The sequence below is a fragment of the Actinoplanes italicus genome, assembly GCF_003001815.1.
GTDB lineage: Bacteria > Actinomycetota > Actinomycetes > Mycobacteriales > Micromonosporaceae > Actinoplanes > Actinoplanes italicus.
Genome location: NZ_PVMZ01000004.1, coordinates 194,676 through 220,417 on the forward strand (window position 1 = coordinate 194,676; position 25,742 = coordinate 220,417).

The following is a 25,742-nucleotide window of genomic DNA, read 5'->3' on the forward strand; positions in this document are numbered from 1 at the left end:
CATGACCTACCTTTCCGTGACGGGGCAGCGACCCCGGACGGTACCGGATCACGACGGCGTGAGCATCGCGAATATCAGCGGCAAGGCAGGCCGCCGGATGCCGCCGCGCGGCGGCAGGGCACAGTGGGCCCGTGACATCCCGGGTGCCGTGGTGGGTGCTGACATCGTCGGCGGTGGCGCCGGTCGCGCTGATCGGCGGCTGGACGCTGGCCGCGCGGCGGCAGCCGGGCGGATTCGACGGCACGGTCGAGACGATCAGCGCCCTGGCCGGCCACGGCGCCGCCGGCCGGTGGCTGATGACCGCGGCCCTGGTGTGCGTCGGGATCTGCCATCTGGTGACCGCCGCGGGCCTGCACCCGGCGGCGCGGGCGGGCCGGGCCGTGCTCGCTGCGGGCGGCGTCGCGACGATGCTGGTCGCGGTGTTCCCGCTTCCCGTGGCGGGCCCGGCACCGGCGCACGGGGCCGCGGCCGGTCTGGCGTTCGCGGCCCTGTCGGTGTGGCCGGCGCTCGCCTGGCGCCGTCACGTCCCCGCCCCGGTGACGCTGCGCCCGCTGGTGTCGTGCGCCGCGGCGGCGGTGCTGCTCGCCCTGGTGGCCTGGTTCGCGGTCACCCTGGTGCTCGGCGGGCGGGCCGGTCTCACCGAACGCGTCGCCGCGGGCGCGCAGGCATGCTGGCCCCTGGTGGTGGCCCTGTCGAGCCGGTGGGCGGTGGCCCCGCGGCGCCGGGATTGACGGGCGCCGACGTCCGGGTGTCCGGGAGCCGGCGCCGCGGTGACCGGGGATGCACGACGGTCGCGCAGGCGTGCGATCATTCGGACCTGATGGAGATCTCACCTGTCTGGCGGGTGCCGCGGCTGTGGCGGCTGCTGCTCGTCCTCGCGCGGATCGTGGTGTTCCCGCTGGCCCGGCTGCGCGTCACCGGCAGCCTGCCGCCGCAGCTGCGCGGCGGGCCGGTGATCCTGGCGGCCAACCACATCAGCCCGGTCGACCCGGTCATCCTGATGGCCGCCTGCCACCGGGTGGGGATCGCGCCGCGGTTCATGGCCACCGGAGGGGTGTTCCGCACCCCGGTCGTCGGCGCGATCATGCGGCACTGCGGGCACATCCGCGTCGACCGCAACACCGCGCACGTCGCCGACGCGCTGCCGGCCGCCGCGAAAGCCCTGGCCGAGAACTCGGCGGTACTGATCTACCCGGAAGGCCGCATCGGCCTGGACCCGTGGATGTGGCCGGAACGCGGCAAGACCGGCACCGCCCGGATGGCGCAGATGTCCGGGGCACCGGTGCTGCCGGTCGCCCAGTGGGGCACCCACGCCGTCATGCCGTGGGGAGCCCCGAAACGCGCCGGCCGGGCCCTGCTCACCGCGCTGCTGACCCGGCCGGTGGTGCGGGTCGGCTTCGGTGACCGCCCGGTCGACCTGAGTGCGGCGCAGACCGGCACGCCGGGCGCGCAGACGATGCACGCCACCCGGCTGATCATGGACGCTATCGACGAGACCCTGACGCCGTTGCGCCGCGACGAGATGCAGACGCCGAAAGTGATCGACTCGTCACGGCCGCACGACCTGTCGCGGGTGCGGCCACGGCACTGACCAGGACCTTTTCAAAGGCCAACTGGTTGTACGGGATGTCGCTGTACCCGCCGATGTCGTCGTATCCGCTGCCCCGGTACAGCGCGAGGGCCTCGGTCAGCCGCGGGTGCGTGCCCAGCCGTACCGTGGCGATGCCGTTGTTGGCCGCGTCGACCTCCAGCCGGCCCAGCAGCTTACGGCCCAGCCCTAGCCCCCGCGCCTCCGGCGCCACCCACAGGTGCCGGATCTCGGCGACGCCCGGGCCGAGCCGGATCCACAGCCCGCAGCCGACCGGGACCCCCTCCTCGACGGCCAGCAGCTGGGTGCCGGTGACGTCCTCGGGCCGGGTCAGCGTCGAGGCGTCGAACCCCTCGGGGAACGTGACGTCCAGCTCGGCGGCATACCGGGCCAGGCAGCCGCGGGCGGCGGGCGAGTCCGGCGGCACCGCCTCCACCACGACCGCGGCGGCCCGCAGCACCCGCCGGATCTCCTCCTGCGCGGCGATCAGCCGGTCCCGCTGCCCGGCGGTCAGCTCCCCGAGCAGCGCGGCGATGCCCGCGTTCGAGCGTTGCTCGAGGTCGGCGCGTTCGGTGCGCCCGGCGTCGGTCAGCGCGGCCCGCGTCCCGGCCAGCACGATCAGGCCCTGCCCGGCGAGCGCGTCGAGCTGCCCGCGCAGGTAATCCTCGTCGAGACCCAGCCGGTCACGCAGCACCGGCAGGGTGCTGCCGCCGTCGCCGATCTCGAACAGCAGCCGCGCCTGCCCGAACGGCCGGTCCTGGCCGAGGAACCGGTCGGTGAGCATGCCCAGGCGCTGGGTGTAGTACCGGTTGAAGTCACGCACCCGCGCGATCTGCTCGACCTCCACCAGCCGATGCTAGATTCCCGCCCCGATCGGAGTCAGACATATGCGCTTGCGCGGCTGCCGTCACGAAACCAGCAGCGCCGGCGCGGTGGTCCTCGACGCCCTCACGCAGCTGTTCGAGGCCCACGGCAGTGAACCGGCCCGGCCGGTGCGGCAGGCGGCGATGCCGGCAACGACCCCGGCGACGCGGCCTACCGGGACCGCAACATCACCCTGACCCGCACCTGGACGCCGCGCTTTTTCAGGACGCCGCCGCCCGGCGCAGGCCGATGGCGCAGGCCGATGGCGCAGGCCGCCGTCATGGCGATCAGGACGACAGCGAAGCTGATCGGGTACGCCGCCTCCCGGAGCCCGCGCCCACGCGCCCCGCCGGCTACCCGGCCCCGGACAGGATCAGCAGGCCCAGCCCGATCAGCACGACCGGCAGCACGACGTGACCCCAGCGGCTCAACGTCCGGGCGATCACCGGACGGGTGGCGAAGAACCGGCCCGCGGCCACCCACACGCCGACCAGCAGCAGGAACACCAGCCCGTACACGGTCATGGCGGCCGTGCCGGCGGTCGCGAACACCGGCACGTACACGCCGATGTTGTCGCCGCCGTTGGCGAACGTCACCGCCGCCACGTCCAGGATCCCGGACGCGGCCCGCGTCTCATCCTCGTCGTCCCGGCCGCGGCTGCGCCACGCCTGAACCCCGGCCTTGATCCCCAGAACCAGGGGGAGCAGCCCCAGGTACGGCAGCAGCCGCTCGGGCAGCAGCGTCGCCCCGAACGCGGCCGCCACGGCGACGGCGAGGATCCCGGCGAACCCCAGGTACTGGCCGACCGCGATGGTGCGGGTGTTGTGCGGCCGCCCGGCGCCGCGGGCGAAGAACAGCGCCAGGATCACGATGTCGTCGATGTTCGTGACGGCGAACAACCCGATCGCCTGCCCGACGACACCCCCGCTCATGGGTCAGCAGCATCCCACGCCCCGTGATCACCGCGGTCGGCAAGGGTGGATCGCAGCCGAAACCCGCACCCACGGGCCAGCACGTGCCCGACGCTTGGCCCCATGACGATCCCGCACCTTCGCGTCCCCCGGCTGCTGCGCCACTGCGCGGTGGCCGTGACCTGCCTGCTGCCGGCCACCGCGGCCGTCGCCCACGCGGCCCCGCAGTCCCCGCCACCGGCCGACGAGACCACCACCGCGCCGGCGCCGCCGGCGAAACTCAGCCCCGCCCAGCGCAAGGTCCTCACCGACGCGACCCGCCGGTTCCGTGACGTCGACGAGGCCCTGGCCGCCGGCTACCTGGCCACCGACCAGTGCGTGCCCGGCATGGGCTGGCACTACGCGCACCCCGGCCTGTCCGCCGGCGACGCCATCGACCCGGTCTGGCCCGAGGTGCTGCTCTACGTCCCCGGCCGCGACGGCACCCCACGGCTGGTCGGCGTCGAATACTTCAAAGCCGACGCCGACCAGGACCTCAACACCGACACGGACCGGCCGACGCTGTTCGGTCACCCGTTCGACGGGCCGATGGCCGGACACGAGATGCCGCCCGGCGCACCGCCCATGCCGGCCCACTACGACCTGCACGTCTGGCTGTACCTGACGAACCCGGCCGGTCAGCTGACCAACGAGAACCCGCGGATCATCTGCCCGTGAGCACGTCCAGGTCCCGTTCGGCGTACAGCCGGTGCTCCCAATGCTCGTTGATCACCGCGCCGAGGCAGCGGGTCACCGCGAAACTCTCCGGCTCGGGATAGCCGGGCTCGGTCACCGGCGTCGTCGACGACCGCAGCTGCTCGTCGGTGAGCCCGGCGAGCAGCTCCCGGACCCGCGCCACCCGCCCCGCACGGACCGCCAGCACCTCGTCGAGCGACGGCTGGATCCGCCGGTCGCGGGGCAGGCCCGGCAGCTCGGGCATCTCGTCGTGCGGCAGGTCCGTCGGATGCCACGGCGCCGGCTCACCCAGCACCGCCCGCAGCGCCCACGCCGCCGTGCCGAAGTTCAGATGCCGCAGCGTCTCGACGAACGACCACTCACCGTCGACCCGCTCGTGCAGCAGCGTGGCGTCCAGCCCCCGTGCCCGGGCGATCGTGGCCGCCCACAGCTGCTCCAGAATCGCCCACGCCTCGCGGTAGCCGTCGGCGTCGACCGGGCGCATCTTCGCCCGCTGAGGATGGATCCGGTCGAGTTCGGCCTCCACCAGCGGCACCACGTCGACACCGTTGAGCCGCACGTCACGCAGCATGCCACTGATGTCGACGCCGACCGCCCACGCGTCGGTGATCTTCACGCCGGCCAGGTCGACGGCATGCATCCGCGCCCCGCGCAGCGACACCATCCGGAACCGCGCCCCACTCAAGTCCTGATCTTCGAAAGTGTGTTCGGTCACCACGACAGCCTGCCCGCCTGCGCCCGGATCGTCGAGTGGCTACTGTCGTGCAGATGGCGCCGGGAAAAGCCCCGGCATCGCCCCGGACGAGTTGCGTGTCGTACCCGGCCTGACAAGACGACCGCCCACGAGGTGATCTGTCATGGCCTGGCTCGTTCTCATCGTCTCCGGCCTGCTCGAGACCGTCTGGGCGATCGCCCTGGACCGCAGCGCCGGCTTCACCCGCCCCGCACCGACCGTGGTGTTCGGCACCGCCCTGGTGCTGAGCATGGCCGGCCTCGGCTACGCGCTGCGCACCATCCCGGTCGGCACCGGATACGCCGTGTGGGTCGGCATCGGCGCTGTCGGCACCGCCCTGGTCGGCATGATCGCCCTCAACGAGCCGGCCAGCCTGCCGCGCATCGTCTGCCTGCTGCTCGTGCTCGCCGGTGTCGCCGGGCTCAAGTACTTCCACTAGAAGCCCGGCGCCACGCCCACCGGGGGAAGTCAGCCCGCCTCGCCGAGCTCGGCCAGGCGGGCCTCCACCTCGGCCAGCTGCTCCCGCAGCCGCTGCGCCTGCTGCTCGGCCTCGGCCCGTTCCGCGGCCATGATCTGATCGACCGCCTCCTGCACCCCCGGCATGTCGATCAGCGACACCATCCTCAACGCCTCCGCCGGACGGATCACATAGGGCCGGGCCAGCGCCTTGGCACCCTGATTGGCCGCGATCGTCCACTCACCCTCGGCGTAGGCCAGCGTCACCGTCAGGCTCGGCGACGGTTTCGCCTTGGCCGGCCGGGCCGCCTTGCGTGCGGGCGCGGCCTCGCCGGCCTCCTTCGGATTGACCACGACTTCCTCACTCTTACGCGGGGCGGGCGGTTTCGGCGGCAACGGCTTGTCGATCATGAACTCGGGGCCGGACAGCACCGGCTCGACCGGCTCCGGCGCGGGCGCCACCACCTTCTTCGGAACCGGGCCCTTCGGCGCGACCCGCAGATCACCGGGGGAGAAGGGCAGCTCGTCACGCCCGAACTTGACCACCACCCACTCATCCGACACCGCCGGATCCTCCAGGCCGATCACCTGACCGATCTGCCCGGAGATCTGCCCCGCCGACTCGGTGAACTGCACCCGCGGCTTACGCCCGGCCGCCAGCGCCTCCCGGAACTGCTGCAGCTCCTGCTCGGACAGCCCACCGGTCTCCACGCCTGCCGCCGTCATCACCCCACCACCTTCGTACGTTTGTATGAGAGCGGGTCCTTTCTACCAGCACCCACCGACAACAACCTCCCCGCCACACCGAAGTGATCATGAAGGGTTCGGCGACCGCCCCGTCACGCAGTACTCCCGCCCCGCCGGATCGGCCAGCGTCGTCCAATCACCCGGCACCCGCCGCACCACCCGAGCACCCAGCCCCACATGCCGCGCCACCTCGGCATCCACGTCATCACACGCCAGATCCACATGAACCCCCGGCACACCCGGCCCGATCCGCTGCAACATCAGCCGCACCGCCATCCCCGCCGGACCCCGCAAGAAGGAGAACTCCGGCAGATCCGTCGCCCGCAGACCCCACCCGGTCACCGCGGTCCAGAACGCGGCCTCCCGCTCGTACACCGCATCGGGGATGTCCAGACACACCTGGTCCACCACACTGTGCGACCAGCCCGGCCGCTGCGCCTCGCCCTCCCACGACACCAGACAGAACGCGATCCCCGCCGGCGACCGCAACACCACCAGCCCCGGCTCGGCGAACGTGACCCGCGCACCCGCCACCACCGCCAGCCGCGCCGCGTCCTCCACGTCATCGACATGCAGATCCAGATGCGCCCGCGCCGGACCGTCACCCACCACCTGCACCCGCAGACAAGCGTCCCCGGACTCCGGCAGCAGCGTCGCGAACATGCCACCACCGCGCCGCGCCGACATCGACCAGCCCGTCACCGCCAGCCAGAACGGCTCCGCCACCCGCGACGGCGAATCCAGAAACGCCGTCACCCACCGCACCGCCATCACACCACCCGCCCCGTACGCAACGCCGCCGCCACATCCGCACGCCCGAACCCCTCGGCCAGCAACGCCGCCGACTCCCAGTCGTACTCCACCGCATGAAACGACGCCTCCCACCGCCCCGACACGTCATCGGCGACCGCGAACCACGCATGCGGCGACCCCGCCTGCATCCGATGCGCGAACGGCACGTCATCCTCATAGGCCGGCCAGCCCACACTGCCCGGATTCACCACCAGCGCCCCACCCGGCAACCGCAACTGCCCCCGCAGATGCGTGTGCCCGCACAACAGCAACCCGAAGCCGGCCACGTCACCCAGCCGCGCCACGACCTCGTCCAGCGACGCCTCGCGCGCTCCCGACGGATCCACCGTGTGCAACAGATACTGCAGGTCGTCGCCGGGCGTACCGTGAAACGCCAGCACCCCCGCAGCGGGGGACAGGACCGCCGGCAACGACCGCAACCACCCCAGATGATCTTCCGAGAGCACCCGCCGCGCCAGCCGGTCCGCCATCCCCATCCGCTGCGCCGGAAACGTCAGCAGCTGCCGCTCATGATTACCCGCCACCGTCGGCAACCCCAGCACCATCAACCGATCCGCCGTCCCCGCCGGATCCACATAACCCGACAGCAGATCCCCGCAGTTGACGACCAGATCCACACCCTCAGCGCCGATCGCCGCCAGAACCGCCTCCAACGCCGGCAGATTGCCGTGCACATCGGAGATCACCGCAATACGCATGCGGACATCCTGCTAGACCGCGAACCCGTTCTGAAACGCCAATCGCCCATCCGCGGCCTCCGCCAACCGCTGCAGACAATCGTCGAGCGACACGAACGCCGCCCACACCTCGATCCCGTCCGCGCCCGCGATCCGATCCACCAGCAGCCGCTCCAGATCCTCGACCCGCGCACCCTTCCACACCTTGTCGGCCACGCTGACCAGCAGATCCTCCACACCGACACCCGCGGCCTGCCACGACCCGTGCGTCCCGGCGAACCGCGCCAGCCGGTCCGGGAAACCCCGCCCCAACAGCAGCTGCCGCCCGGCCGCCTCATGCCGTGACCCCGGCACCGACAACTCCCGCGGGAACACCACCTTGCCGACGTCATGCGTCGCCGCCCCGAACACCACCGCCTCAGCGTCGAACACCACCCCCGGATGCGCCGACGCCAGCCAGCTGCTCAGATCACACGCCACGTCATGCACCAGTCGCAGATGAGCCCCCAACCGAGCCGGCGCACCCACCGCCACCAGAAGCTGCACCACCTCCGGCGGCAACTCCCGCACCGGCCCACCCGCCCCCGACAGGGCCAACCGCAAAGACAACCCCATCACCCCAACCGGCAAGCGTACGACCCCGCACACCGCCACCCGACGACACCATGATCGACATGCCGGCCTTCGAAACCGCCTCGGCCGCCTTCACCGCATCCGAGCAACCGGCACGTTCCTCCCGCGAACCGGTGCACCCAGCACCAGCAGACGCACACCCGCCACACACGCCCACACCCACAGCGGATACGCCGCCAGCCGCTCCATCACACCCGGCCCGAGAACCAGCCCGGGGCGCGACAGAAACAACACGGTAGCCAGCGCACCCAGCACACCCAGACCCGCCGTGAACACCCCCGCCCGGCGGCCCGCCGCCACCAGGCCCGCGTTACCGCACACGAACAACACAAACGCCCCCAGCACATGCACGTTCTCGTTCACGTCCGCCGGAAACAGACCCGCCAACCCCAACCCGGCCGCCCCACACGCCAGCAACCACCACGCCACCGGACCCACCGCCCGCAACCGCCGCGCCAGCACCAACCCCGCCAGCACCAGCACCGACGCCACCACCAGAGCCACATTCATCGCCGCATGCCACGGCGAACACACGTACCGCGGCCGGGAAGTGTCCCAGACCCCACACGTCACATTCCCCAAATCACTGATGTTGTACGACCACCAGCGGTAACCCGGCTCCGGCCACCCCAGGCCCACCACCACATCAGCCACCAGCAACACCGGCCCGGCCAGCACCCAACACACCGCACCGACCAGCACCAACCGCCCGAATCTCATGCCACCGAGTACACCAACGAGCAGTCGAACAGGCACTACACCCACCAGCCCAACCCGCGGTATGCCCAGCCATACCGCTCACACCAGCAGCCGCGCCCCCGGCAACACCAACGGAGCCCACCGATCCGCACCCTCACGGCCGTGCTTGGGATCCACTCCTCACCCCCACCGCGGCGCCGCACCCGCCAGCCGCTGCCCGACCAGCCGCAACACCCCCGGACTGTCCGGACCACGATCCACCAGATCACCGACCTGGATCACCACCACATCCGGCACCCCGAGCCACGGCTGCAACGCCTGCTCCAGCTGCCGGGCACACCCGCCGACATCCCCGACGATCACCACCGTGCCCACTACGGCACCCAACCCGTCGCCGCCGCCCACTCCTCGGCCACCACCACCACCAGATCCACCACCGGATCCTTCACATCCGTGTAGAGCCCCACATCCTCACCGACCGCCGCCGCCAGCGACACCTTGAACGCCGCATACGCCGGAACCGCCGAAGGATGCGCCCGGAACCAATCCCGGAACAACAACGCCAGCCGCTCATTCGGCGACCCCACCACCCGGCAATGCAGATTCACCGGCACCACACCAGCACCCCGGCGCGCCCAGAACCGCTTCACCCACCGACCCGGATCATCACCCGACCCCGCCGGAACATGATCACCCTCGTACGGCAGCCGCACGAACCCCAACCCCGCCAGCGGCCCATCGAACACCCCGGCCGCAGCCACCAGATCGGCCACACTCACCTGCAGATCGAACACCGGCTTCGCCGCCATCCCCGGCACCGCCGTACTCCCGATGTGCTCCACCCGTACCGCCAAAGGCCCCAACGCCTCCCGCAGCCCCGCCGCCAACTCCGCACCCCGCACCGACCACCCCGGATCGTGCACCACGATGAACGCCTCAGTCACCCGACGACCCTAACGGCCCCACCACAGCCGAACGGGCCGCGAGCAAACGCCCGCAGCCCGTCACCCCACGACCTACGCCGTGATACCCGACCAGGAGAACTGCTCCCACGGCCCCACCACACCGAGCCGCGCCCGCAACGACGCATCCGGATAATCCAGCTGCGCCGAAACGTACAACTCGTTCCACCACGACCAGAACCACGTCCCGTTCCCCGCACCCAACGGCCCGTTCGACGCCGGCACCGTGAACGTGGAGAAATAGTTCCGCTTCCCGTGATCGGCGTAGTTGCCCGCCCGCAACAGCCCGTAGCGAACCCCCGAATAATCCACCGCCGACGTCTCCGTGTTCACATACGGCAGACCGTTGTACTGCGACATCAGATACGTACGCCAATCAGCCGGATCCCGGCACACGTAGAACAACTCCCACGCCCCGATCGCCGACTTCGGCGTCGCCGCCCGCAACAGACCCTTGTCCACCCCCACCACACCGAAATCAGCCTTCACATACAGACCGTTCGCCGCCCGGATCGTCACGTTCTGCCAGCACGACAGCGAAGCCGCCAACGCCTTCGCCCGCGCCACATCACCGTCGGCCAGCCCCAGCGCCGCACGCCACCGCAACTGCTCCACCGGCACCGGCCCCGCCTGCGCGGCCCCCGCACCCGCCGTACCACCGAACACCACCGCCAACAACGCGCCCAGTCCCACCAGACGCCGCCACCACCGAATCCCCGCCATGCCGATCCTCTCCACGAAGCGATTCGTCACGACAATGACGAACCCGACCTTCACCGGACCGACAGAACACTGCCCATACCAAACCCGTACCCCACCGGAAACGCCACCGACCCTCACCCGATCAGCGCACCGAACCACCAGCTCACACGATGACCACCACCCACCGGCGATCACTACGCTCACCGCTCCACGACCACGAACAACCCGGAGCCAAGCGTGACCGACAGGCCTCGAACCCAAGCGCCTCCCACGCGACAGCCGCACCGGGCAACGAACCCCGACCGCACCCTGCGCACCATCACCGTGACCCTCGGCGTCCTGATCGCCACCTACGTGAGCCTCGACATGCCGGCCCACGAACTACCCCTGCAATCAGCCCTGACCGCCCCCGAAGGGCAAACCATCATCCAGCGGTACGGGCCGGCCGCCACACTGCTCACCCTGCTACCGGCACTGCTCGCCGCCATCCCCACCATGCTCCCGGCCCACATCCGGACCTGGGCCACCACCGCCGCCGCAGCTGCACTGACCGCGCTCACCCCTGTCGCCGGCAACCTCGGCCTGTACTACCTCCCGGTCACCCTCATGCTCTGGGCCACCACGATCGTGCCCTGGACACTGCGACGAGGCATCGGCCGCACCGCCACCCGCGCCTGGCACCTCACCGCCGCAGCCTTCCTGGCCCTGCCCGCCCTACCGGCCGGCGCCGCGATCCTCACCGACGACACCGGCATCGCGTGGTACGCCGTCGGCCTGTGGGTCATCACGCCCCTCGCACTCGCCACCCTCTGCGCGCTCGCCATCCCCGCGGGCTACGCCGCCACCGCCCTGGCCGGCACCCTCGTCATGGCCGCATCAATCGTCGACCAGGGCTTCCTGTTCGCCGCCTTCTGGCTGTTCGCCACCGCATACCTCACCATCGGCGCCAGCGGCCTCACCGCCACCAGAGCCCGCAGCAAACCGTAGGGGAGCGGCAGCCACCCACCTCAGTGCCACGACCACGAATCCAGCAACTCGACAACCATCAGCGGCTCATCACCCACCACCACCGACAACGCCATCGCCAGATCCAGCGTCGACCCGTAGTCGAAGCGCCCACCCACCGACAACGCCCCCAACCCCGAACCACCAGGCTCACCACCGGCCCGCGCCGCCTCCAACCACCGCGGCTCACGCGCACGCCACACATCGACAGTGCTCTGAAACTGCACCGAGAACACCGGCGACCGCCGCGGCGCATCCGACCGGCCCACCGCAGCACGCGGCCACTCCGCAACCAGACGGCCCCGATGCACCACCGCCAGCTTCTCCAGCAGCGACACACCCGTATAACCGCTCGGAATCACATCCACCGGCCGCCGCGGATCACGAGAAGGCTGCATACCCTCCGACGCCGGCCACGCCCGCGTGAAACCCGACGAGAACATCAACCACTGCGTACGCCGATCAGCCACATCGAACGGATCCAGCCCACCCGACGGCCACTCCACCCGCACCGGCGTCGCCGGCAACACCGGCACTGGATCCACCACCCACGGCTGCACCACCGGACCCGCCTGCATCCGACGATCATAAGAACGACCCCCAGCCACCCCGAACCGCCACCACCCGCCAACACCCCTACGCTGCGACGATGCGCCCACGCCTGATCAACCGCACCGCACTGCCAGGCGCTCCGCGCACCCGGATCACCAGCACCGGCGCATGGCTGACGACAACACCCGATCAAGGTCTCGCACATCTGTACGACGACACGCTGCGCCCCATCACGGGGGAGACCACACCACCCGGCTGCCACCTCGACGACAACGGCACCCTGTGGACACACCTGGGGGAGAGGCGACAGCTTCTGGCCCTCGACGCCGTCACCGGACGCGAGCGCGCCCGCACCGCCGTACCGGGCGGCGACGGCTGGTTCACCCCGCACGAACGAGGGGAGTGGCCCGTCCTCAACCTCGCCGCCCGCCCACCCGAAGACATCCACATCGTCCCGCCCGAACTCACCGGCGACCACATCACCATCCGGACACTCGCCACCGACGGCCACCTCATCGGCTTCGCCGGCGACCAGGCCGTCATCCTCGGCTACGGAACAATCGCCACCCAGCGCCTCGACGGCTCGCAGCGCCACCCGATCGATTTCGGACATTTCCGAATTCGGCCGTAGCCGAGCGCTGTAGGAGGCGGCCGCGATCGTAGGGGACGACCTGACGCTCGTAGCCGTGTCGGCCGACGGCGACTATGAGGAGCACATTCTGCTCACCGCACGTAGCCTGCGCTATTGCGGCAGCATGACCTACCCGCACTCGATGCAGCAGAACGCGATCCGTCCCGCGGCCACGCCCGGGCGTTGGCTCACCTGCAGCGACGACGTACTCGAACTCGGGGAGCTCGACGACACCAGCCCGCACGCCACCGTCAGTGCGTTGTTCCGGGCGGGCCGCACCGAGATATCAGGCCCGCAGCGCGGTGCGGGCCTGGAGGAGATTCCCGGCCAGCTAGGCCTTTTCCAGCCCTCCTGAGGCCGATATTTCTCAGGTCGATAATCAATATTATGTCAACCAGGCTCCGGAAGGGGGTCCCCAGCACCCTTCCCCGCAACGCTCACGACACCCTGAGAACGCCCGCGCCGCCGTCCCGGGCGTTGCGCACCTCGGGGGTTGCGGCGTCGGTGAATGGCGGCGACGTTCTTCCGCCAACATCGTGATCATCGGGCGGCCCCGGAAACGAGAGGCTCCGCCAGCAGTGATCATGGGCGGCCATGAGGCGTTCGAAGCCACCAGCTATGAGCGGCCATCGAGGCGGCCGAAGCCACCGGCCATGAGCCGGAATTTCCCTTTCCGGCCCCGAGGTGGCCCGAAGCTCTCCAGGCGCCTTCGCGGTCAGGGGCGTGCGCGAGCCGACGCTGACGCTCGACATCAGCTGCCCCGGACATCAGCCGGTGCCGGGGACGGGTCAGGGCCTCGATAACCGCCACACTGCTGTGCTGGACGATCATCTGGGCCGGTTTTGGACGCCGGCTGTGCCCCGGTGGCTGCTTACCGGGCCGGGAAAGGTGTGTGAGCCACGGCTGGTTGATCGAATTGTCGGCAGTGGCTTTCCTGTTCGGCGTGACCGCCGCGGAAGGCCGGATCCTGATCTCCAGAAGCTGCCCAGCGAGCGTGCCAGGGCCTGCGAGCCGTACTCGAGGCGGCTGATCGCTGGGAAATGTCCATGGCCGAGGTACGGCTCGCGAGCTGGATCCGGGTGAGACGGTCACCGGTGTACGCGGGTTCGACCTGTCCTGGAAAGGTCAGTCCGCCCTGTCGGCCGGAGCTGGGCAAGGCTTCGACGGCCGCATGGTGGGCGTGAGGTGCCCCCGGCGGCCCTGGGCGGGGCCGGTCGGGATGCCTCGCTCCCCGGTCGGGTGCGGGCCGTGTATGGCGCGCGGCTGCGCGGCCCATGGCGCCGAGGCCCCGGCGTCCGCTGTCTGTGATTCGGTCATGTCGTGCTTTATGGCGCGTTAATACGTGACAAGTTTGATCAAGGGCCGGACATGCGCAAACGGTGGTATTTGCTGCATAATATGCCTTATGCAGCATGTATCAATCGCTGAGTTGATCGACGAGTTCCTGGCGGCCCGGGCGACTCGGAAACCGTCGGTGCACACGCTTGATGCGTACCGCAGGGATCTGGGTTCTGTGGTGCGGCTGGCGGAACCCGCGCCGCTCACGGTGAGTGACCTCTCCCCTCGCGTGCTGCGGGGTGCGTTCGCGCGGTTCGCGGCGACCCGCTCCCCCGCGTCGGTGTCCCGGGCCTGGTCGTCGTGGAATGCGTTCTTCACGTTTCTGGTCACCGAGCAGGTGATTCCTGGGAATCCGATGTCGGCGGTGGACAAACCGCGGCAGACAGCGCTGATTCCGAAGCCGTTGCGGGGTGAGGACACGCCGGAGGTGCTGCTGAAGGCGGTGAGCCGCAAGGACGATACGCAGCGTGATCCGTGGCCGGAGCGGGACGTCGTGGTGCTGGCGTTGGCGTTGTGTGCGGGGCTGCGGCTGTCGGAGATGCTGGCGCTGCGGGTGGGTTCGGTGTCGGGGCGTGCGGGTGAGCGGCGGGTGGAGGTGGCCGGTAAGGGTGGGCGGCCGCGGACGGTGCCGATCGAGGACGGGCTGGATGCGGCGGTGGTGCGTTATCTGGAGAGCCGGCGGGTGCGGTTCGGGCGGGTGGGGTCGACCGCTCCCCTGCTGGTGGATCGGCGTGGTGCGGCGTTGCAGCGGGGTGGGCTGCAGTATCTGGTGCGGTCGTGTTACCGGCGGGCAGGGGTCGGTGATCGGGTACCGCGGGGTGCGCAGTTGCATGCGTTGCGGCATACGTTCGCGACGCGGCTGGCGGAGGACGGGGCGAACGCGTCGGAGATCATGCGGCTGCTGGGGCATGCGTCGTTGGCGACGTCGCAGTCGTACATCGAGGTGACGGCGGAGCAGCAGCGTGCGGCGGTTCAGGCGAACCGGACCAATCGGGTGTTGAGCGAGTTGGGGTGACGTGGGGTCTGTCAGAATCCGGGCATGAGTGAGGAGAAGTTCAGCCGGCGGTCGCTGTTCGGGCGCGTGTTGCTCGTGGCCGGTGGCACGGCGACGCTGCTGACGCTGGCCGGTTGTCCGGGTGGCGATCAGGGTGACGACGACGATGACGATGGTGGCGACGGAGACGACGACGATTGATGGGGTACGGGTGAGTCCCGTGCTCCGGTGACCGCCGCTCCCCCGGTCCGGGGGTGCGGCGGTTGTCGTTGGGGCCTGACTTTCGTCTATGCCGGGGTCGATACCGATGGCGGGGATCGTCGACTTTCGGCAACTGTTCGCGTCGGCCGGGGCCGGGCACGGTGTCCTCATGCGGGTTTTCGCGTTGTGGGTGCTGGCGACCTGGTGCGCCGAGGTTGTGTGGGGCGGTTTCACGGTCGCCGACTATCCGATGGTGGTGCTGTTCCTGGGGCCGTTGTATGGCTCGGCGGCGGTGCTGATCCGTGAGGTGGTGCGGCGCCGGGGTGGTGGGTGGCCGTCGATGGTGTTGATGGCGGCGGCGTTCGGGCTGGTGCAGGCCGGGCTGGTGGACGTGACGTTGTTCGATCGCGGGGCGCTGGCTGACACGGAGTTCGCCGCCTGGAACGAGTCGGCGGTGCGGACGTGGGTGCCGGTGCTGGGGTTCAGTGCGGAGCAGTTGTTCGGCTTCGTCGGCAATCACGTGTGGTTGAGCATCTGTGCGCCGATCGCCGTGGTGGAGGCGTGTTCGAGTCCGGGGCGGCGTCGTGAGCCTTGGCTGGGCCGGTGGAGTGCCGGTGTGTTCGCGGTGCTGTATGTGGTGGCGAGTCTGCTGATCCGGTCGGACACCGGTTATGACCCGTCGCCGGTTCAGGTCGGCTTCGTGGTGGTGGTCGTGGTGGGGCTGGTGTCGGCGGCGCTGTGGTGGCGTCCCGGCGTGCGGTGGCGACGCGAGGGTGTGTGCGGGCGGCGGGAGGGTGTCCTGGCGCGTGAGGGTGGTCCGGGGCCGTTGGTGCTGGGTGCCGGGGTGCTGGGGGCGCAGCTGGTGACGTGGTTCTTCGGCACGGACTGGTGGGGTACGGGTCTGCGGGTGGCGGTGCTGGTGGTGGTCGTGGTGCTGGTGGTGCGGTGGGCGGTGTCGGAGCGGCATGTGCTGGCGGTGTGGGGTGCGTGTCTGGTGGCGGCGGCGGGTGCGGCGTTCCTGGCTCCGCCGTATGCGGCGGCGCCGGGCTGGTTGATGGTGGTCAGTGATGTGACCGGTGCGGTGATCGTGGTGTCGGTGCTGGTGGTGGCGTATCGGCGGTTGGGGCGGGGTCTGCCGCCGCGGGTGGGTGCTGGTCAGGTCAGTGGGACGACGTAGGAGTCGACGCGGGCGATGAGGCCGTCGCGGAAGGTGAACAGGTCGTTGAAGGCGAAGCGGAACGGGCCGTGCTCGGTGCTGGTGCCGTGGCCTTCGCCGGTGGTGATGACGACGGGGCCGTCTTCGTGGGTGCGGTGGATGTCGAGGCGGGGGCTGCCGGTGAAGGCGGGGTTCTCGATCTCGCTGTCGAAGTCGGTTTTGCCGTGGGTGGTGCGGTGGCCGTGGATGACCCAGGTGATGTCGTCGGTGAGGGTGGCGAGGATGCGGGGGTGGTCGCTGGTGCGGAAGCCGTCGAAGTATTCGGCGACAAGGTGGCGTTGGGCGGTGGCGGTGAGGTGGGTGGCGAGGGCGTCGAGGATGGCGGTGAGTCCGTCGGTGGCCTGGGTGGTTTGCAGTTCGGGTGGTAGGCGGCGCTGGTGGACGGTGAGTTCGCTGCCGTGGTCGGTGGCGTCGATGGTGATGGTGGTGCGGATGCCGGTGTGGGGTTCGTCGAAGACGAGTTCTTTGGGTGCGGTGAGGGTGATGTAGACGAAGCGGAGCTGGTGGGTGGTGCCGTCGGGGGCGCGGGTGTCGAGGGTGAGTTCGCCGCCGGGGCGGGGGTCGATGGTGACGGAGTCTGCGGGGACGGTGGCGTGGGTGCCGCCCCAGAAGGCGGCGATGCCGGTGGGGGTGGTGAGGGCGGTCCAGACGCGTTGGGGGGTGGCGGGTAGGTGGCGGTGGGCGATGAGTTCGTCGTTGTGCGGGCGGGTGTGGGTCATGGGGTGTCTCCGTCGTCGGTGAGGTGCTGGTGGAGGGCATCGAGGCGGTAGTTCCAGGTTTGGCGTTGTTCGTCGATCCAGGTGCCGAGGCGGGTGAGTTGGTCGACGTTGAGGCGGCAGGGGCGGCGGGTGCCTTCGCGGCGTTGTTCGACGAGGCCGCAGCGGCGCAGGACGCCGACGTGGTGGGAGATGGCTTGTGGGGTGAGGTGGAAGGGTTCGGCGAGTTCGGTGACGGAGGCGTCGCCGTGGGCGAGGCGGGTGACGAGGGCGCGGCGTATGGGGTCGCTGAGGGCGGCGAAGGTGGCGTCGAGGTCGGTGGGCACGGGTGTCACCGTAACGCAAACAGCCGTTTGCACAAACAGATGTTTGTGCAAACGGCTGTTTGCGTTAGGCGGTTCAGTCGATGGTGGCGGTCAGTCCCTGCTGGTGGCGGCCCTGGGCGAGGAGGGCCTCGATCCTGGCGGCGACGGCGGGCAGTCCGCCGTCGCCGAGGGTGGTGCCGGCGCGCATGGTGAGCAGCTGCCGGACGACGGTGAGGTGTTCGGGCAGGGTGGCGGGGCCGGGTGGGTGGTGGCCGGTGCGCAGTTCGCTCACGGTGGCGGGCACGGCGGTGACGACGTGGCCGAGCTGGGTGGTGGCGGTGGCGGCGAACTCGTCGAGGTCGATGCCGGCGGTGCGGGCGGTGTCGAGGGCGCGGAGCAGGCCGAGGTGGGCGTCGTACCAGAGGCCGAAGAGGGTGAGGTCCCAGACGGCGGCGGCGTGGGGGGTGTCGCCGACGAAGCGGGGCGGGCCGAGCCGGGCCAGGGTTTCGGTGTGCTGGTCGAAGGCGGTGCGGTCGCCGCTGTAGAGGACGGTGGCGGTGCCGGTGGTGAAGGCGTCGGGTCCGGCCTGGACGCCGGCGTCGAGGTAGCGGGCGCCGCGGTGGGTGGCCTGGTGGGCGGCGGTGCGGGCGTCGTCGGGGGTGCCGGTGCAGAGCGCGGCGATGGTGTGGCCGTCGAGTCCGGGCGGCAGGGTGTCGAGGACTTGGTGCACGGCGGTGTAGTCGGTGAGGGTCAGCAGGGTCAGGGTGGCGCTGGTGACGGCTTCGGCGGGGGTGGCGGCGCGGTGGGCGCCGGCGGCGGTCAGGGTGGTGGTGCGGTCTGGGGTGCGGTTCCAGACGGTGACGGGGTGGCCGGTGGTGAGCAGGCGGTGGGTGATGGCGGTGCCGATGGCGCCGGTGCCGATGACGGCGATGCGGTCGGCAGTGGTCATAGGGAGCGTGGTGGTCATGAGGGGCATCGTGGGATGTCAAGCGTGGTTGAGGTCAAGGCGGGCGGTTATTGCGGCGACAGCGGGTGGGCGGATCGGGATACTGGCGCGGTGAATCAGGAGATGCCGCACACGGTCACGTCGCTGGCCGCTGATCTGCGGAAGCTGGGGCTGGTGTCCGGGGACGTCGTGATGGTGCATTCGGCGTTGCGGTCGGTCGGGTTCGTGGCCGGTCATGTGCAGGCCGTGGTCCATGCGCTGCTGGAGGTGCTGGGGCCGGAGGGGACTCTGGTGGTGCCGACGCACACGTCGTACAACTCCGATCCGGCGGGGTGGAGTAATCCGCCGGTGCCGGAGGCGTGGTGGCCGGTGATCCGGGCCGGGAATCCGGGGTATGACCGGGCGTTGTCGCCGAGCCGGTACATGGGTGCGCTGGCCGAGTCGGTGCGTACGTGGCCGGGTGCGTTGCGCAGTGGGCATCCGCAGGTGTCGGCCGCGGCGCTGGGTGCGCGGGCGGCGGAGATCGTCGGGGAGCATCCGCCGGTGGACGAGCTGGGTGACGGGTCGCCGTTGGGGGCGGTGTACCGGTTGGACGGCAAGGTGCTGCTGATCGGCTGTGGGCATGCGAACAACACGTCGTTGCATCTGGCGGAGGTCCGGCAGGAGCAGCCGACGATGTTCGACAACGCGGCGGCGGTGCGGGATCCGGACGGTTCGGTGCGGTGGGTGACGTGGACGGCGCCGGACACCGATATCTGTGACTTCGATGAGCTGGGTGCGGCGTTCGAGGCGGTGGGGCCGGTCACCGTGGGCCTGGTGGGTGATGCGCCGTCGCGGTTGATGTCGCAGCGGGCGCTGGTGGATTTCGCGACGGCGTGGATCGCGCGGCGGCGTGCGGGTGAGGCCGCGGTCTAGGCGGGTCGCATGGCGAAGGCCGGGTCACCGCGGTGTGCGGTGGCCCGGCCTTTCTCGTGTGTGGTGCTCAGGCGAGGGTGAGCTGGACGTCGACGTTGCCGCGGGTGGCGTTGCTGTAGGGGCAGAGCTGGTGGGCGGCGTCGAGGACGGCTTTGGCGGTGGTCTCGTCGAGGCCGGGCAGTTCGGCTTCGATGGCGACGGTGAGGCCGAAGCCGCCGGTGGGCAGGGGGCCGATGCCGACGTCGACGGTGATGGCGGTGTCGGTGAGGGTGAGTTTCTGGCTGCTGGCGACGCGCTTGAGGGCGCTGTGGAAGCAGGCGGCGTAGCCGGCGGCGAAGAGTTGTTCGGGGTTGGTGAGGGCGCCGCCGGCGCCGCCGAGCTCCTTGGGGACGGCGAGGTCGAAGTCGAGGACGCCGTCGGTGGAGCGGACGTGGCCGTTGCGGCCGTCGCCGGTGGCGGTGGCGGAGGCGGTGTAGAGGGCGTTCATGAGGGGTCCTTCCTGAGGGCGCGGTGCAGCAGGGTGTGCAGCTGGGTGAGTTCGCCGGTGGTGAGGCCGGTGGCGCAGGCGAGGGCCTGATTGAGGTCGCCGATGTCGGCGTGCAGGCGGGTGCCGGTGTCGGTGGGGTGGATCCAGACGGTGCGTTCGTCGTGGGTGGCGCGCCGGCGGTGGATGTGGCCCTGGGTTTCGAGGCGTTTGAGCAGGGGGCTCAGGGTGCCGGAGTCGAGCCTGAGGGTGCGGCCGAGGTCACGGATCGTGGTGGGGCCGTCGTGCCAGAGCACGCGCATGACGAGGTATTGGGGGTAGGTGAGGCCGTGGGGTTCGAGGTGGGGCCGGTAGAGCGCGGTCATCGCCCGGCTGGCCGCATACAGCTGGAAGCAGATCATCCGGTCGAGGGCGGTGCTCTCCTGCATGCCCGGAACGGTAGTGCCCAATTCAGTTGTGCACAACTGATTCGTGCCGCAGGTCACCACGGTGTGTGATCATGCGGCCATGGCGTCCATCCGATTCCTGAAGCTCTCCCCCACCGTCCTGGCCGCGCTCGTCGCCGGTGACCTCGACGCCGCGAGCAGGGCCGCCGGGCATCCGCTGAGCGCGTTCCTGGTCGACGAGAACTGGCTCTGGGAGATCCGTCTCGACGACATCTCGCGCAATCCGGAGGCCGCGGACTGGATCGCGGCCGCGGTGATAGCCGAACCCGAAGGGGTGATCGTCGGCCACGGCGGCTTCCACGGCCCGCCCGACGCCGACGGGGTGGTCGAGGTCGCGTACACGGTCGCGCCGCAATACCGGCTGCGTGGCTACGCCAAGGCGATGCTGGCGCTGCTGCTGGAGCGCGCCGACGCGGATCCGCGGGTCACGGCGGTCCGCGCGAGCATCCGGCCGGACAACATCGGCTCGAAGAAGGTGATCGCGGGCTTCGGCTTCCGCAAGATCGGCGAGCAGTGGGATCCCGAGGACGGGCTGGAGGACGTCTACCTGCGCGGCGCACGGTGAGAAGCGGGGTCCGCTTCTCACCGTGCCGGCCGGCCGCGCATCAGGCGGCGGCGGCCAGGCTCTGACCGTGCAGGTCGGTGGCCGACAGGCGACTGCTCATCGTGGACCGGGCCGCGATCTGCGCGGCGTAAGCGGCCCGGCGCCGGGCCACGCAGCCGTCCTTGGCCGCCGGCGACTTCTTCTGCTCCATGTGGGTGTTGAGGCCGTCGCGCAGCAGGGCCAGGGCCTCGGTGCGCAGCTGCGACACCCGCGACTCGGTGACACCGAGCTCGGCGGCGACCTCCGACAGCGGCCGCTCCTGCAGGAACGACGCCTCCACGACATAGCGCAGCCGCTCCGGCAGCACGTTGACCGCGTCGTGCAGGTAGCCCAGGCGCTCGCGGTGCAGCAGCATCTCCTCGGGGTTCATCGCGGACTCGGTGACCATGTCCTCGGCCGCGCCGGCCGCGAAACCCTGCAGCGACAGCACCGCGGCGCGCTGGACGTCGTCGTCGACGCTGGACAGTTCCCCGACAGCGACACCGAGCAGCTCGGCCAGCTCCTCACCGGTCGGGGTGCGGCCCAGCTGCCGGGTCAGTTCCTCCCGGGCCACGTCGGCACGGCGGGCCCGGGCCCGCACCGATCGGCTCGCCCAGTCCATGCTGCGCAGCTCGTCGAGCAGGGCGCCGCGCACCCGGACGGCGGCGAACCGGCCGAACGGGATGCCGCGGTCGGCGTCGTAGGCCTGGGCCGCGGTCACCAGGGCGGCGTAGCCGGCGGAGGCGAGATCGTCACGGTGCACGTGCGGCGGCACCTTGAACAGCATCTCGCGGACCATGTGACCGACCAGCGCCATGTTCTCGCGGATGAGGTCTTCCTGAACGCGGGTGACGGACTTGAGCTGGACGGTTGCGGTCATTTCGATTCCCCCTGTGTCGGCTGACCGGCTGACAGGGGGAACTTTTCGCGGCTACGGGTGCAACAGACGGGCACTCTCGGTTGCCGCTTGGTTGCACCGGGAAATTCTCCTCAAGTCGGGATCAGGGCTCCTGCGGCCCGGCGAGCACCACCTGCTCGGCCGCGTCGCGGTCCAGCTCGAGCGGGCCGTCCTCGATCTCCAGCACCGCCAGCAGCACGTGTCCGGTGCCGACGCGGTCGTGGCCCAGGCGCAGCGCCTGGCGGAAGGTCAGCTCCAGGGCCTTGCGGCAGGCGGCGTCGAACGGGATCAGCGGCGTGACCTCGGCCTGCCCGGCCGGTGGCGTCACCCGGGCACGCAGGTCGTCGGCCGTGTGGCCCTGGGCGACGATCGCGGCCACGGCCAGGCCGTCGGCCTGATCGAGCAGGCCGAGCACCAGATGCGCGGGACTGATCTGCGGGTGGCGCAGGCGGGCGGCGTGGCTCATCGAGGTGACCACGGCGGCGCGGGCCAGATCGGAGTAGCGCTCGAAACCCTTGGACGGGTCGCCGGCGGGCACCGAGCGTTTCTGGGCGGCCTGTTTGCTGACGCCCATGCTGCGGCCGATCTCGGTCCAGGAGGCGCCGGAGCGGCGGGCCTGGTCGACGAAGTGGCCGATCAGATGGTCGGCGAGGTCGCCGAGGTGGTCGCTGAGCGCGACGGCGCCGGAGAGGCGCTGCAGCGGGTCGCCGGGGTGGCCGGCGGTGACGGCGTGGATGAGGTCATCAAGGCGTACAGGCTCCATGGCGTCAACCCTAGGTTGACGACTGGGGATCGTCAACCTAGGGTTGACCAGGTTAGGACTGGAGCTTGCGGCCGCGTTTGCCGAGCGGGACCTCGGAAAGGTCGACCGTCTGCGAGGTGATGCGCTTGAAGCCGTACCCGCGCTCAGTCATCCACGCCGCCGCCTTGGCCTCCGACCGGGCCGTCACCTTCGCCACCTCACGCTCGTCGTCGACCTGCTCGGCGAACCGGAACGTGAAGAACGGCCGGGCCGCCAGGTCGTAGGTGAGGTGGCCCTCGGCGGTGTACTCGACGGCGAGGATGTCGGCGTGGGCGTCCCCGGCGGCGATCAGCTGCGCCTTCTGGGCGTCGGACAGGTTGTCGAAGGACCCGCGGACGGTGACGCGGATCGTGCGGCTGGTGCTCATCGCGCCAGTATCGTGACTACACCGCCGGGCCTCCAACGAATTCCCGGGCCCCACGTAGCCGTACGCCCAGCAGCTTCTCCGCCTTTGCCGTGCTCAGCCGCAGATCCGCCGGCCGGCTCAACCCCAGCGCGGCCAGCGACGTGACCGGGATCGCCGCCGGATCCAGGCCGTCGCGGCGCGCCACCAGCACACCCAGCTCGTAACGGCTGACCGCGTCGGCGCCGGCCACGTTCAGCACTCCGGCGTGATCGTTTCCGGCGAGCTCGAGCAGCGCGTCGGCCAGGTCGTCGACGTGCACCGGCTTGCGGATCTCGTCGGTGAACAGCGCGCCCTCGACCCGCCCGGCGATCAGGTCGTGGGTGAGGATCTCGTGCGCGCCCCGCCCATCGCCCATGATCAGCGACGTCCGCACGACCGCCGCGCCCGGATCGATCGCGCGGACCGCGGTCTCGGCCGCCGCCTTCGCCGCCCCGTAGGCGTACACCGGATCGGGCAGCGCGTCCTCGTCGTACTCCCCCAGCCGGCCCGAGAAGATCGCGTCACTGGACACGTGCACCAGACGGATCCCGGCCGCGGCGACCGCCACGTGCGCCGCCCCGTCGGCGGTGGCCGGCCAGTCGTTGCGGTCACGCCCGGCCGCGGCGTGCACGATCGCGTCCGGACGGACCTCGGCGACCACCCGCCGCACCTGCGCCGGATCACGGATGTCCAGGTGCACCGTCGCCGTCGGCGCGGACGCCGACACGTACGTACCGGTCGCGTCCCACCCGGCGGCCGCCGCGCGCAGCATGACACGGCGGCCCAGCGAGCCGTTTCCCCCGGTGACCAGCAGACGTCGTCTCACGCGGGCACCCTATTACCCAGCGGCACCTCGCGGGCGCAGGCCCACAGCAGCACCCAGCCGGCCGCGACCGCCGGCAGCGTCACCGCCATCGGCAGGCCCTGCTGGGCGAACGGCAGGCTGAAGAACCCGTGCACCGCGCCACCGTAGACCAGCAGCCCCGCCGCCGGCACCAGCGCCAGCGCCCCGGCACCGTCGCGGCGGTACACCGCGACACCCGCGAACGAGCCGGTCACCAGGGCGATCGACAGCATGCTCACGTTCGCCAGGAAGATCATCGGATAGTCGCCGGCGGCGAACGGCCGATCCGGCTGCATCGCCTGCGTCCAGCCGGCCGCCGAGTACAGCGCCGCCTCCGCCGCGTACACACCCGTGATCAGCGCGGCCAGCACCACGGCGGCGACCAGCTGATACACCGGATGCTGCGCGACGAACTCCCGGCGGGTACGGCCGTGCACCACCACGGTGGCCAGCAGGGCGGGCGCACCGTAGCCGTAGCCGACCGCCAGCCAGTGCAGCACCTGACCGGCCACGTCCACGGCACTGACACTCGCCGGGCCACTGACCAGCACCGCCACACCCAGGATCACAGCGACCAGCAGGTAGGACCCGGCCAGCACCATCACCAGGAACGGCAGATGCGTCGACAGCAGGAACCGGGCGATCGGGAAACGTCTCACGGCACACCTCCGGTCAAGTGGATGAACAGGTCCTGCACCGCCACCGGGCCCAGCTCGAGGGCATACCTGCCGGCCAGGGCACGGCGCTCGTCGTCGAGACCGCCGAACACGGTGACCTGCTTGGTCGGGCCCAGCGTGCGCTCGGACAGCACCTTCAGCCCGTACACGAAGTCGTCGACGACCTGCGCCGGGCCGGTCACCGACACACCCCGCTCCCGCAGCTCGTCGAGATCGGACTGCAGCAACAGCCGCCCCTCGTGCAGGATCAGCACCTGCTCGAACAGCGGGCTCTGCTCCTCGATCAGATGCGTGGACAGCACGAACGTGCGCGGGTGCGCCAGATAGTCGCGCAGCAGCTCGTCGTGGAACAGCTGCCGGTTGGCCGCGTCCATCCCCAGGTGCGCCTCGTCGAACATGGTCAGCGGCGCCCGCGAGGCCAGGCCCACGACGATCGCGAACGCCGACCGCTGCCCGCGTGACAGGGCACCGAGACGCTGCTTGCGGGTCAGCCCGAACCGGTCCAGCAGCTCGGCCGCGTACCCGGAATCGAAGGCCGGGCGCAGCATCGCGGCCATGTCCAGGACGTCGCGCAGGTTGTCGGTGCCGTCACCGACCATGCCGTCGTCACGGATCAGGCAGATCCGCGACGTGGACCGCACGTTCTCGAACACCGGAGCACCGTCGAACAGCACGGCGCCGGCACTGGGCTTGCGGAAACCGGCCAGCACGGACAGCAGGGTGGTCTTGCCGGCGCCGTTACGGCCCAGCAGGCCGTAGATGCGCTCGCCCGGCAGATCCAGGTCGAGGGGATGCAGGGCCGTGGTGTCGCCGAACCGGACCTGCAGGGCACTGGTGGTGATCATCGGCTGTCTCCCGGGATGAGCTGATGAATACGGGCCACGATGTCGGCGGCCGCGATGCCCAGGGCGCGGGCCTCGGCCGCCATCGGCTCGAGCACCTCGGCGAAGAACCGCTCCCGCCGCCCGTCGCGCAACCGCGCCTGCGCGCCGGCGGTGACGAACATGCCGACCCCGCGCCGTTTGTAGATGACGCCCTCGTCGACGAGCTGCTGGAACGCCTTGGCCGCGGTGGCCGGATTGATGCGGTAGTAGGCGGCGTACTGATTGGTCGACATCACCTGCTCGTCGGCGGCCAGCACCCCGCGCAGCACGTCGTCCTTGATCTGGTCGGCGATCTGCCGGTAGATCGGGCTGCGATCGTCGAACACCCGCCACCTCCCTGGTTCGTTACTTCACCAACTAACCATAGAGCATGGGGGCAACAGTAAAGTGCGACCGGTTT

The 25,742-nt window shown here is 70.6% G+C and carries 36 protein-coding genes and 1 riboswitch; of the genes, 12 read left to right on the top strand and 24 right to left on the bottom strand.

The annotated features are described in order from the left end of the window. Positions 1–131: 131 nt before the first annotated feature. Together CLV67_RS12105 and CLV67_RS12110 are read left to right on the top strand one after the other, a co-directional pair. Positions 132–731, top strand: coding sequence for a DUF998 domain-containing protein (locus CLV67_RS12105; RefSeq protein WP_203736890.1), 600 nt, complete (start codon positions 132–134; stop codon positions 729–731). A gap of 89 nt (positions 732–820) precedes the next feature. After that, positions 821–1,591, top strand: coding sequence for a lysophospholipid acyltransferase family protein (locus CLV67_RS12110; protein ID WP_106318166.1), 771 nt, complete (start codon positions 821–823; stop codon positions 1,589–1,591). On the opposite strand, the gene CLV67_RS12115 is transcribed toward CLV67_RS12110, so the two are convergent. Beyond that, positions 1,485–2,435 carry a GNAT family N-acetyltransferase gene (locus tag CLV67_RS12115; RefSeq protein ID WP_239166071.1) on the bottom strand — a complete coding sequence of 317 codons (951 nt, stop codon included), beginning with the start codon at positions 2,433–2,435 and terminating at the stop codon, positions 1,485–1,487. The genes CLV67_RS12110 and CLV67_RS12115 overlap by 107 nt on opposite strands. 370 nt (positions 2,436–2,805) lie before the next feature. Continuing rightward, the gene (locus tag CLV67_RS12120; RefSeq protein ID WP_106317535.1) at positions 2,806–3,384 is read right to left on the bottom strand and encodes a cadmium resistance transporter; all 579 of its coding nucleotides are present in this window, start codon (positions 3,382–3,384) and stop codon (positions 2,806–2,808) included. A gap of 102 nt (positions 3,385–3,486) precedes the next feature. Between CLV67_RS12120 and CLV67_RS12125 the strand changes: the two genes are divergently transcribed. Further along, positions 3,487–4,080: a hypothetical protein gene (locus tag CLV67_RS12125; RefSeq protein ID WP_106317537.1), complete on the top strand. Its 594-nt coding sequence runs from the start codon at positions 3,487–3,489 to the stop codon at positions 4,078–4,080. Here CLV67_RS12125 and CLV67_RS12130 read toward each other — a convergent pair. Further along, complete coding sequence (locus CLV67_RS12130; RefSeq protein ID WP_146169067.1) at positions 4,067–4,813, bottom strand: DinB family protein; 747 nt, start codon at positions 4,811–4,813, stop codon at positions 4,067–4,069. The two genes, CLV67_RS12125 and CLV67_RS12130, sit on opposite strands and share 14 nt — an antisense overlap. 63 nt (positions 4,814–4,876) lie before the next feature. After that, positions 4,877–4,941, top strand: a riboswitch (guanidine-III (ykkC-III) riboswitch). A gap of 14 nt (positions 4,942–4,955) precedes the next feature. Between CLV67_RS12130 and CLV67_RS12135 the strand changes: the two genes are divergently transcribed. Then, positions 4,956–5,270 (top strand): DMT family transporter, encoded by a 315-nt coding sequence (locus CLV67_RS12135; RefSeq protein ID WP_106317541.1) that lies wholly within the window; start codon positions 4,956–4,958, stop codon positions 5,268–5,270. A 29-nt stretch (positions 5,271–5,299) separates the two neighbouring features. Here the strand turns inward: CLV67_RS12135 and CLV67_RS12140 are convergent, their stop codons facing one another. The 8 genes from CLV67_RS12140 to CLV67_RS12175 all read right to left on the bottom strand — a co-directional run bounded on the left by CLV67_RS12140 (position 5,300) and on the right by CLV67_RS12175 (position 10,595). Continuing rightward, a complete protein-coding gene (locus tag CLV67_RS12140; RefSeq protein ID WP_373873123.1) occupies positions 5,300–6,013 on the bottom strand; it encodes a hypothetical protein in 714 nt (237 codons plus the stop codon). A gap of 87 nt (positions 6,014–6,100) precedes the next feature. Further along, positions 6,101–6,790, bottom strand: coding sequence for a VOC family protein (locus CLV67_RS12145; RefSeq protein ID WP_239166072.1), 690 nt, complete (start codon positions 6,788–6,790; stop codon positions 6,101–6,103). A gap of 14 nt (positions 6,791–6,804) precedes the next feature. Further along, complete coding sequence (locus CLV67_RS12150) at positions 6,805–7,545, bottom strand: metallophosphoesterase family protein (protein ID WP_106317545.1); 741 nt, start codon at positions 7,543–7,545, stop codon at positions 6,805–6,807. Between the two features lie 12 nt (positions 7,546–7,557). Then, positions 7,558–8,154 carry an HD domain-containing protein gene (locus CLV67_RS12155; RefSeq protein WP_307833849.1) on the bottom strand — a complete coding sequence of 199 codons (597 nt, stop codon included), beginning with the start codon at positions 8,152–8,154 and terminating at the stop codon, positions 7,558–7,560. A 75-nt stretch (positions 8,155–8,229) separates the two neighbouring features. Next, positions 8,230–8,859 carry a DUF998 domain-containing protein gene (locus CLV67_RS12160; protein ID WP_249037947.1) on the bottom strand — a complete coding sequence of 210 codons (630 nt, stop codon included), beginning with the start codon at positions 8,857–8,859 and terminating at the stop codon, positions 8,230–8,232. 177 nt (positions 8,860–9,036) lie between these two features. Beyond that, positions 9,037–9,231 (bottom strand): metallophosphoesterase, encoded by a 195-nt coding sequence (locus tag CLV67_RS12165; RefSeq protein ID WP_146169069.1) that lies wholly within the window; start codon positions 9,229–9,231, stop codon positions 9,037–9,039. Further along, positions 9,231–9,800 (bottom strand): GrpB family protein, encoded by a 570-nt coding sequence (locus CLV67_RS12170; protein ID WP_203736891.1) that lies wholly within the window; start codon positions 9,798–9,800, stop codon positions 9,231–9,233. Before CLV67_RS12170 ends, CLV67_RS12165 begins: the two co-directional genes overlap by 1 nt. Positions 9,801–9,872: 72 nt before the next feature. Beyond that, positions 9,873–10,595, bottom strand: a complete 723-nt coding sequence (locus tag CLV67_RS12175) for a fascin domain-containing protein (RefSeq protein WP_106317551.1) — start codon at positions 10,593–10,595, stop codon at positions 9,873–9,875. Between the two features lie 249 nt (positions 10,596–10,844). On the opposite strand from CLV67_RS12175, the gene CLV67_RS12180 reads away from it, so the two are divergent. Further along, positions 10,845–11,507: a hypothetical protein gene (locus tag CLV67_RS12180; protein WP_106317554.1), complete on the top strand. Its 663-nt coding sequence runs from the start codon at positions 10,845–10,847 to the stop codon at positions 11,505–11,507. Between the two features lie 20 nt (positions 11,508–11,527). Here CLV67_RS12180 and CLV67_RS12185 read toward each other — a convergent pair whose 3' ends face one another. Then, positions 11,528–12,103, bottom strand: coding sequence for a hypothetical protein (locus CLV67_RS12185; protein WP_106317556.1), 576 nt, complete (start codon positions 12,101–12,103; stop codon positions 11,528–11,530). 71 nt (positions 12,104–12,174) lie between these two features. On the opposite strand from CLV67_RS12185, the gene CLV67_RS12190 reads away from it, so the two are divergent. From CLV67_RS12190 to CLV67_RS12205, 5 genes are all read left to right on the top strand, one after another. Beyond that, on the top strand, positions 12,175–12,708 hold the full coding sequence (locus tag CLV67_RS12190) for a hypothetical protein (RefSeq protein WP_106317558.1): 534 nt from the start codon (positions 12,175–12,177) through the stop codon (positions 12,706–12,708). A gap of 55 nt (positions 12,709–12,763) precedes the next feature. Next, on the top strand, positions 12,764–13,063 hold the full coding sequence (locus tag CLV67_RS12195; RefSeq protein ID WP_106317560.1) for a hypothetical protein: 300 nt from the start codon (positions 12,764–12,766) through the stop codon (positions 13,061–13,063). A gap of 1,050 nt (positions 13,064–14,113) precedes the next feature. Next, positions 14,114–15,061, top strand: a complete 948-nt coding sequence (locus CLV67_RS12200) for a tyrosine-type recombinase/integrase (protein ID WP_106317562.1) — start codon at positions 14,114–14,116, stop codon at positions 15,059–15,061. A gap of 24 nt (positions 15,062–15,085) precedes the next feature. Further along, positions 15,086–15,241 (top strand): hypothetical protein, encoded by a 156-nt coding sequence (locus CLV67_RS51840; protein ID WP_170153817.1) that lies wholly within the window; start codon positions 15,086–15,088, stop codon positions 15,239–15,241. Positions 15,242–15,410: 169 nt separating this feature from the next. Next, positions 15,411–16,418: a hypothetical protein gene (locus tag CLV67_RS12205; protein ID WP_170153818.1), complete on the top strand. Its 1,008-nt coding sequence runs from the start codon at positions 15,411–15,413 to the stop codon at positions 16,416–16,418. On the opposite strand, the gene CLV67_RS12210 is transcribed toward CLV67_RS12205, so the two are convergent. The 3 genes from CLV67_RS12210 to CLV67_RS54205 form a co-directional block, all read right to left on the bottom strand. After that, positions 16,397–17,176, bottom strand: a complete 780-nt coding sequence (locus tag CLV67_RS12210) for an SRPBCC domain-containing protein (protein ID WP_106317566.1) — start codon at positions 17,174–17,176, stop codon at positions 16,397–16,399. The two genes, CLV67_RS12205 and CLV67_RS12210, sit on opposite strands and share 22 nt — an antisense overlap. Further along, positions 17,173–17,499 (bottom strand): ArsR/SmtB family transcription factor, encoded by a 327-nt coding sequence (locus CLV67_RS12215; RefSeq protein WP_106317568.1) that lies wholly within the window; start codon positions 17,497–17,499, stop codon positions 17,173–17,175. The genes CLV67_RS12210 and CLV67_RS12215 overlap by 4 nt, the downstream gene beginning before the upstream one ends. 73 nt (positions 17,500–17,572) lie before the next feature. Then, entirely contained in the window at positions 17,573–18,445 is an 873-nt protein-coding gene (locus CLV67_RS54205; RefSeq protein WP_170153819.1) for an NAD(P)-dependent oxidoreductase, read from the bottom strand. 90 nt (positions 18,446–18,535) lie between these two features. Between CLV67_RS54205 and CLV67_RS12225 the strand changes: the two genes are divergently transcribed. Next, on the top strand, positions 18,536–19,339 hold the full coding sequence (locus tag CLV67_RS12225; RefSeq protein ID WP_106317572.1) for an AAC(3) family N-acetyltransferase: 804 nt from the start codon (positions 18,536–18,538) through the stop codon (positions 19,337–19,339). Positions 19,340–19,406: 67 nt separating this feature from the next. Here the strand turns inward: CLV67_RS12225 and CLV67_RS12230 are convergent, their stop codons facing one another. Both CLV67_RS12230 and CLV67_RS12235 read right to left on the bottom strand, forming a co-directional pair. Next, entirely contained in the window at positions 19,407–19,826 is a 420-nt protein-coding gene (locus CLV67_RS12230; RefSeq protein ID WP_106317574.1) for an organic hydroperoxide resistance protein, read from the bottom strand. Continuing rightward, positions 19,823–20,251, bottom strand: coding sequence for a MarR family winged helix-turn-helix transcriptional regulator (locus CLV67_RS12235; RefSeq protein ID WP_106317576.1), 429 nt, complete (start codon positions 20,249–20,251; stop codon positions 19,823–19,825). The genes CLV67_RS12230 and CLV67_RS12235 overlap by 4 nt, the downstream gene beginning before the upstream one ends. Before the next feature lie 79 nt (positions 20,252–20,330). Here CLV67_RS12235 and CLV67_RS12240 point away from each other — a divergent pair, with 79 nt between their 5' ends. Then, the gene (locus tag CLV67_RS12240; RefSeq protein ID WP_106317578.1) at positions 20,331–20,834 is read left to right on the top strand and encodes a GNAT family N-acetyltransferase; all 504 of its coding nucleotides are present in this window, start codon (positions 20,331–20,333) and stop codon (positions 20,832–20,834) included. 40 nt (positions 20,835–20,874) lie between these two features. Here the strand turns inward: CLV67_RS12240 and CLV67_RS12245 are convergent, their stop codons facing one another. The 7 genes from CLV67_RS12245 to CLV67_RS12275 form a co-directional block, all read right to left on the bottom strand. Then, on the bottom strand, positions 20,875–21,732 hold the full coding sequence (locus CLV67_RS12245) for a sigma-70 family RNA polymerase sigma factor (RefSeq protein WP_106317580.1): 858 nt from the start codon (positions 21,730–21,732) through the stop codon (positions 20,875–20,877). Positions 21,733–21,853: 121 nt separating this feature from the next. Then, positions 21,854–22,513 carry a Clp protease N-terminal domain-containing protein gene (locus tag CLV67_RS12250; protein WP_106317582.1) on the bottom strand — a complete coding sequence of 220 codons (660 nt, stop codon included), beginning with the start codon at positions 22,511–22,513 and terminating at the stop codon, positions 21,854–21,856. 52 nt (positions 22,514–22,565) lie between these two features. Next, positions 22,566–22,919, bottom strand: coding sequence for a DUF6204 family protein (locus CLV67_RS12255; RefSeq protein WP_106317584.1), 354 nt, complete (start codon positions 22,917–22,919; stop codon positions 22,566–22,568). Positions 22,920–22,935: 16 nt separating this feature from the next. Beyond that, the gene (locus CLV67_RS12260) at positions 22,936–23,763 is read right to left on the bottom strand and encodes an SDR family oxidoreductase (protein ID WP_106317586.1); all 828 of its coding nucleotides are present in this window, start codon (positions 23,761–23,763) and stop codon (positions 22,936–22,938) included. After that, positions 23,760–24,440, bottom strand: coding sequence for a hypothetical protein (locus CLV67_RS12265; RefSeq protein ID WP_106317588.1), 681 nt, complete (start codon positions 24,438–24,440; stop codon positions 23,760–23,762). The genes CLV67_RS12260 and CLV67_RS12265 overlap by 4 nt, the downstream gene beginning before the upstream one ends. Next, complete coding sequence (locus CLV67_RS12270) at positions 24,437–25,303, bottom strand: ATP-binding cassette domain-containing protein (RefSeq protein WP_106317590.1); 867 nt, start codon at positions 25,301–25,303, stop codon at positions 24,437–24,439. The genes CLV67_RS12265 and CLV67_RS12270 overlap by 4 nt, the downstream gene beginning before the upstream one ends. Next, positions 25,300–25,668, bottom strand: a complete 369-nt coding sequence (locus CLV67_RS12275) for a GntR family transcriptional regulator (RefSeq protein WP_106317592.1) — start codon at positions 25,666–25,668, stop codon at positions 25,300–25,302. Before CLV67_RS12275 ends, CLV67_RS12270 begins: the two co-directional genes overlap by 4 nt. Positions 25,669–25,742: the final 74 nt, after the last annotated feature.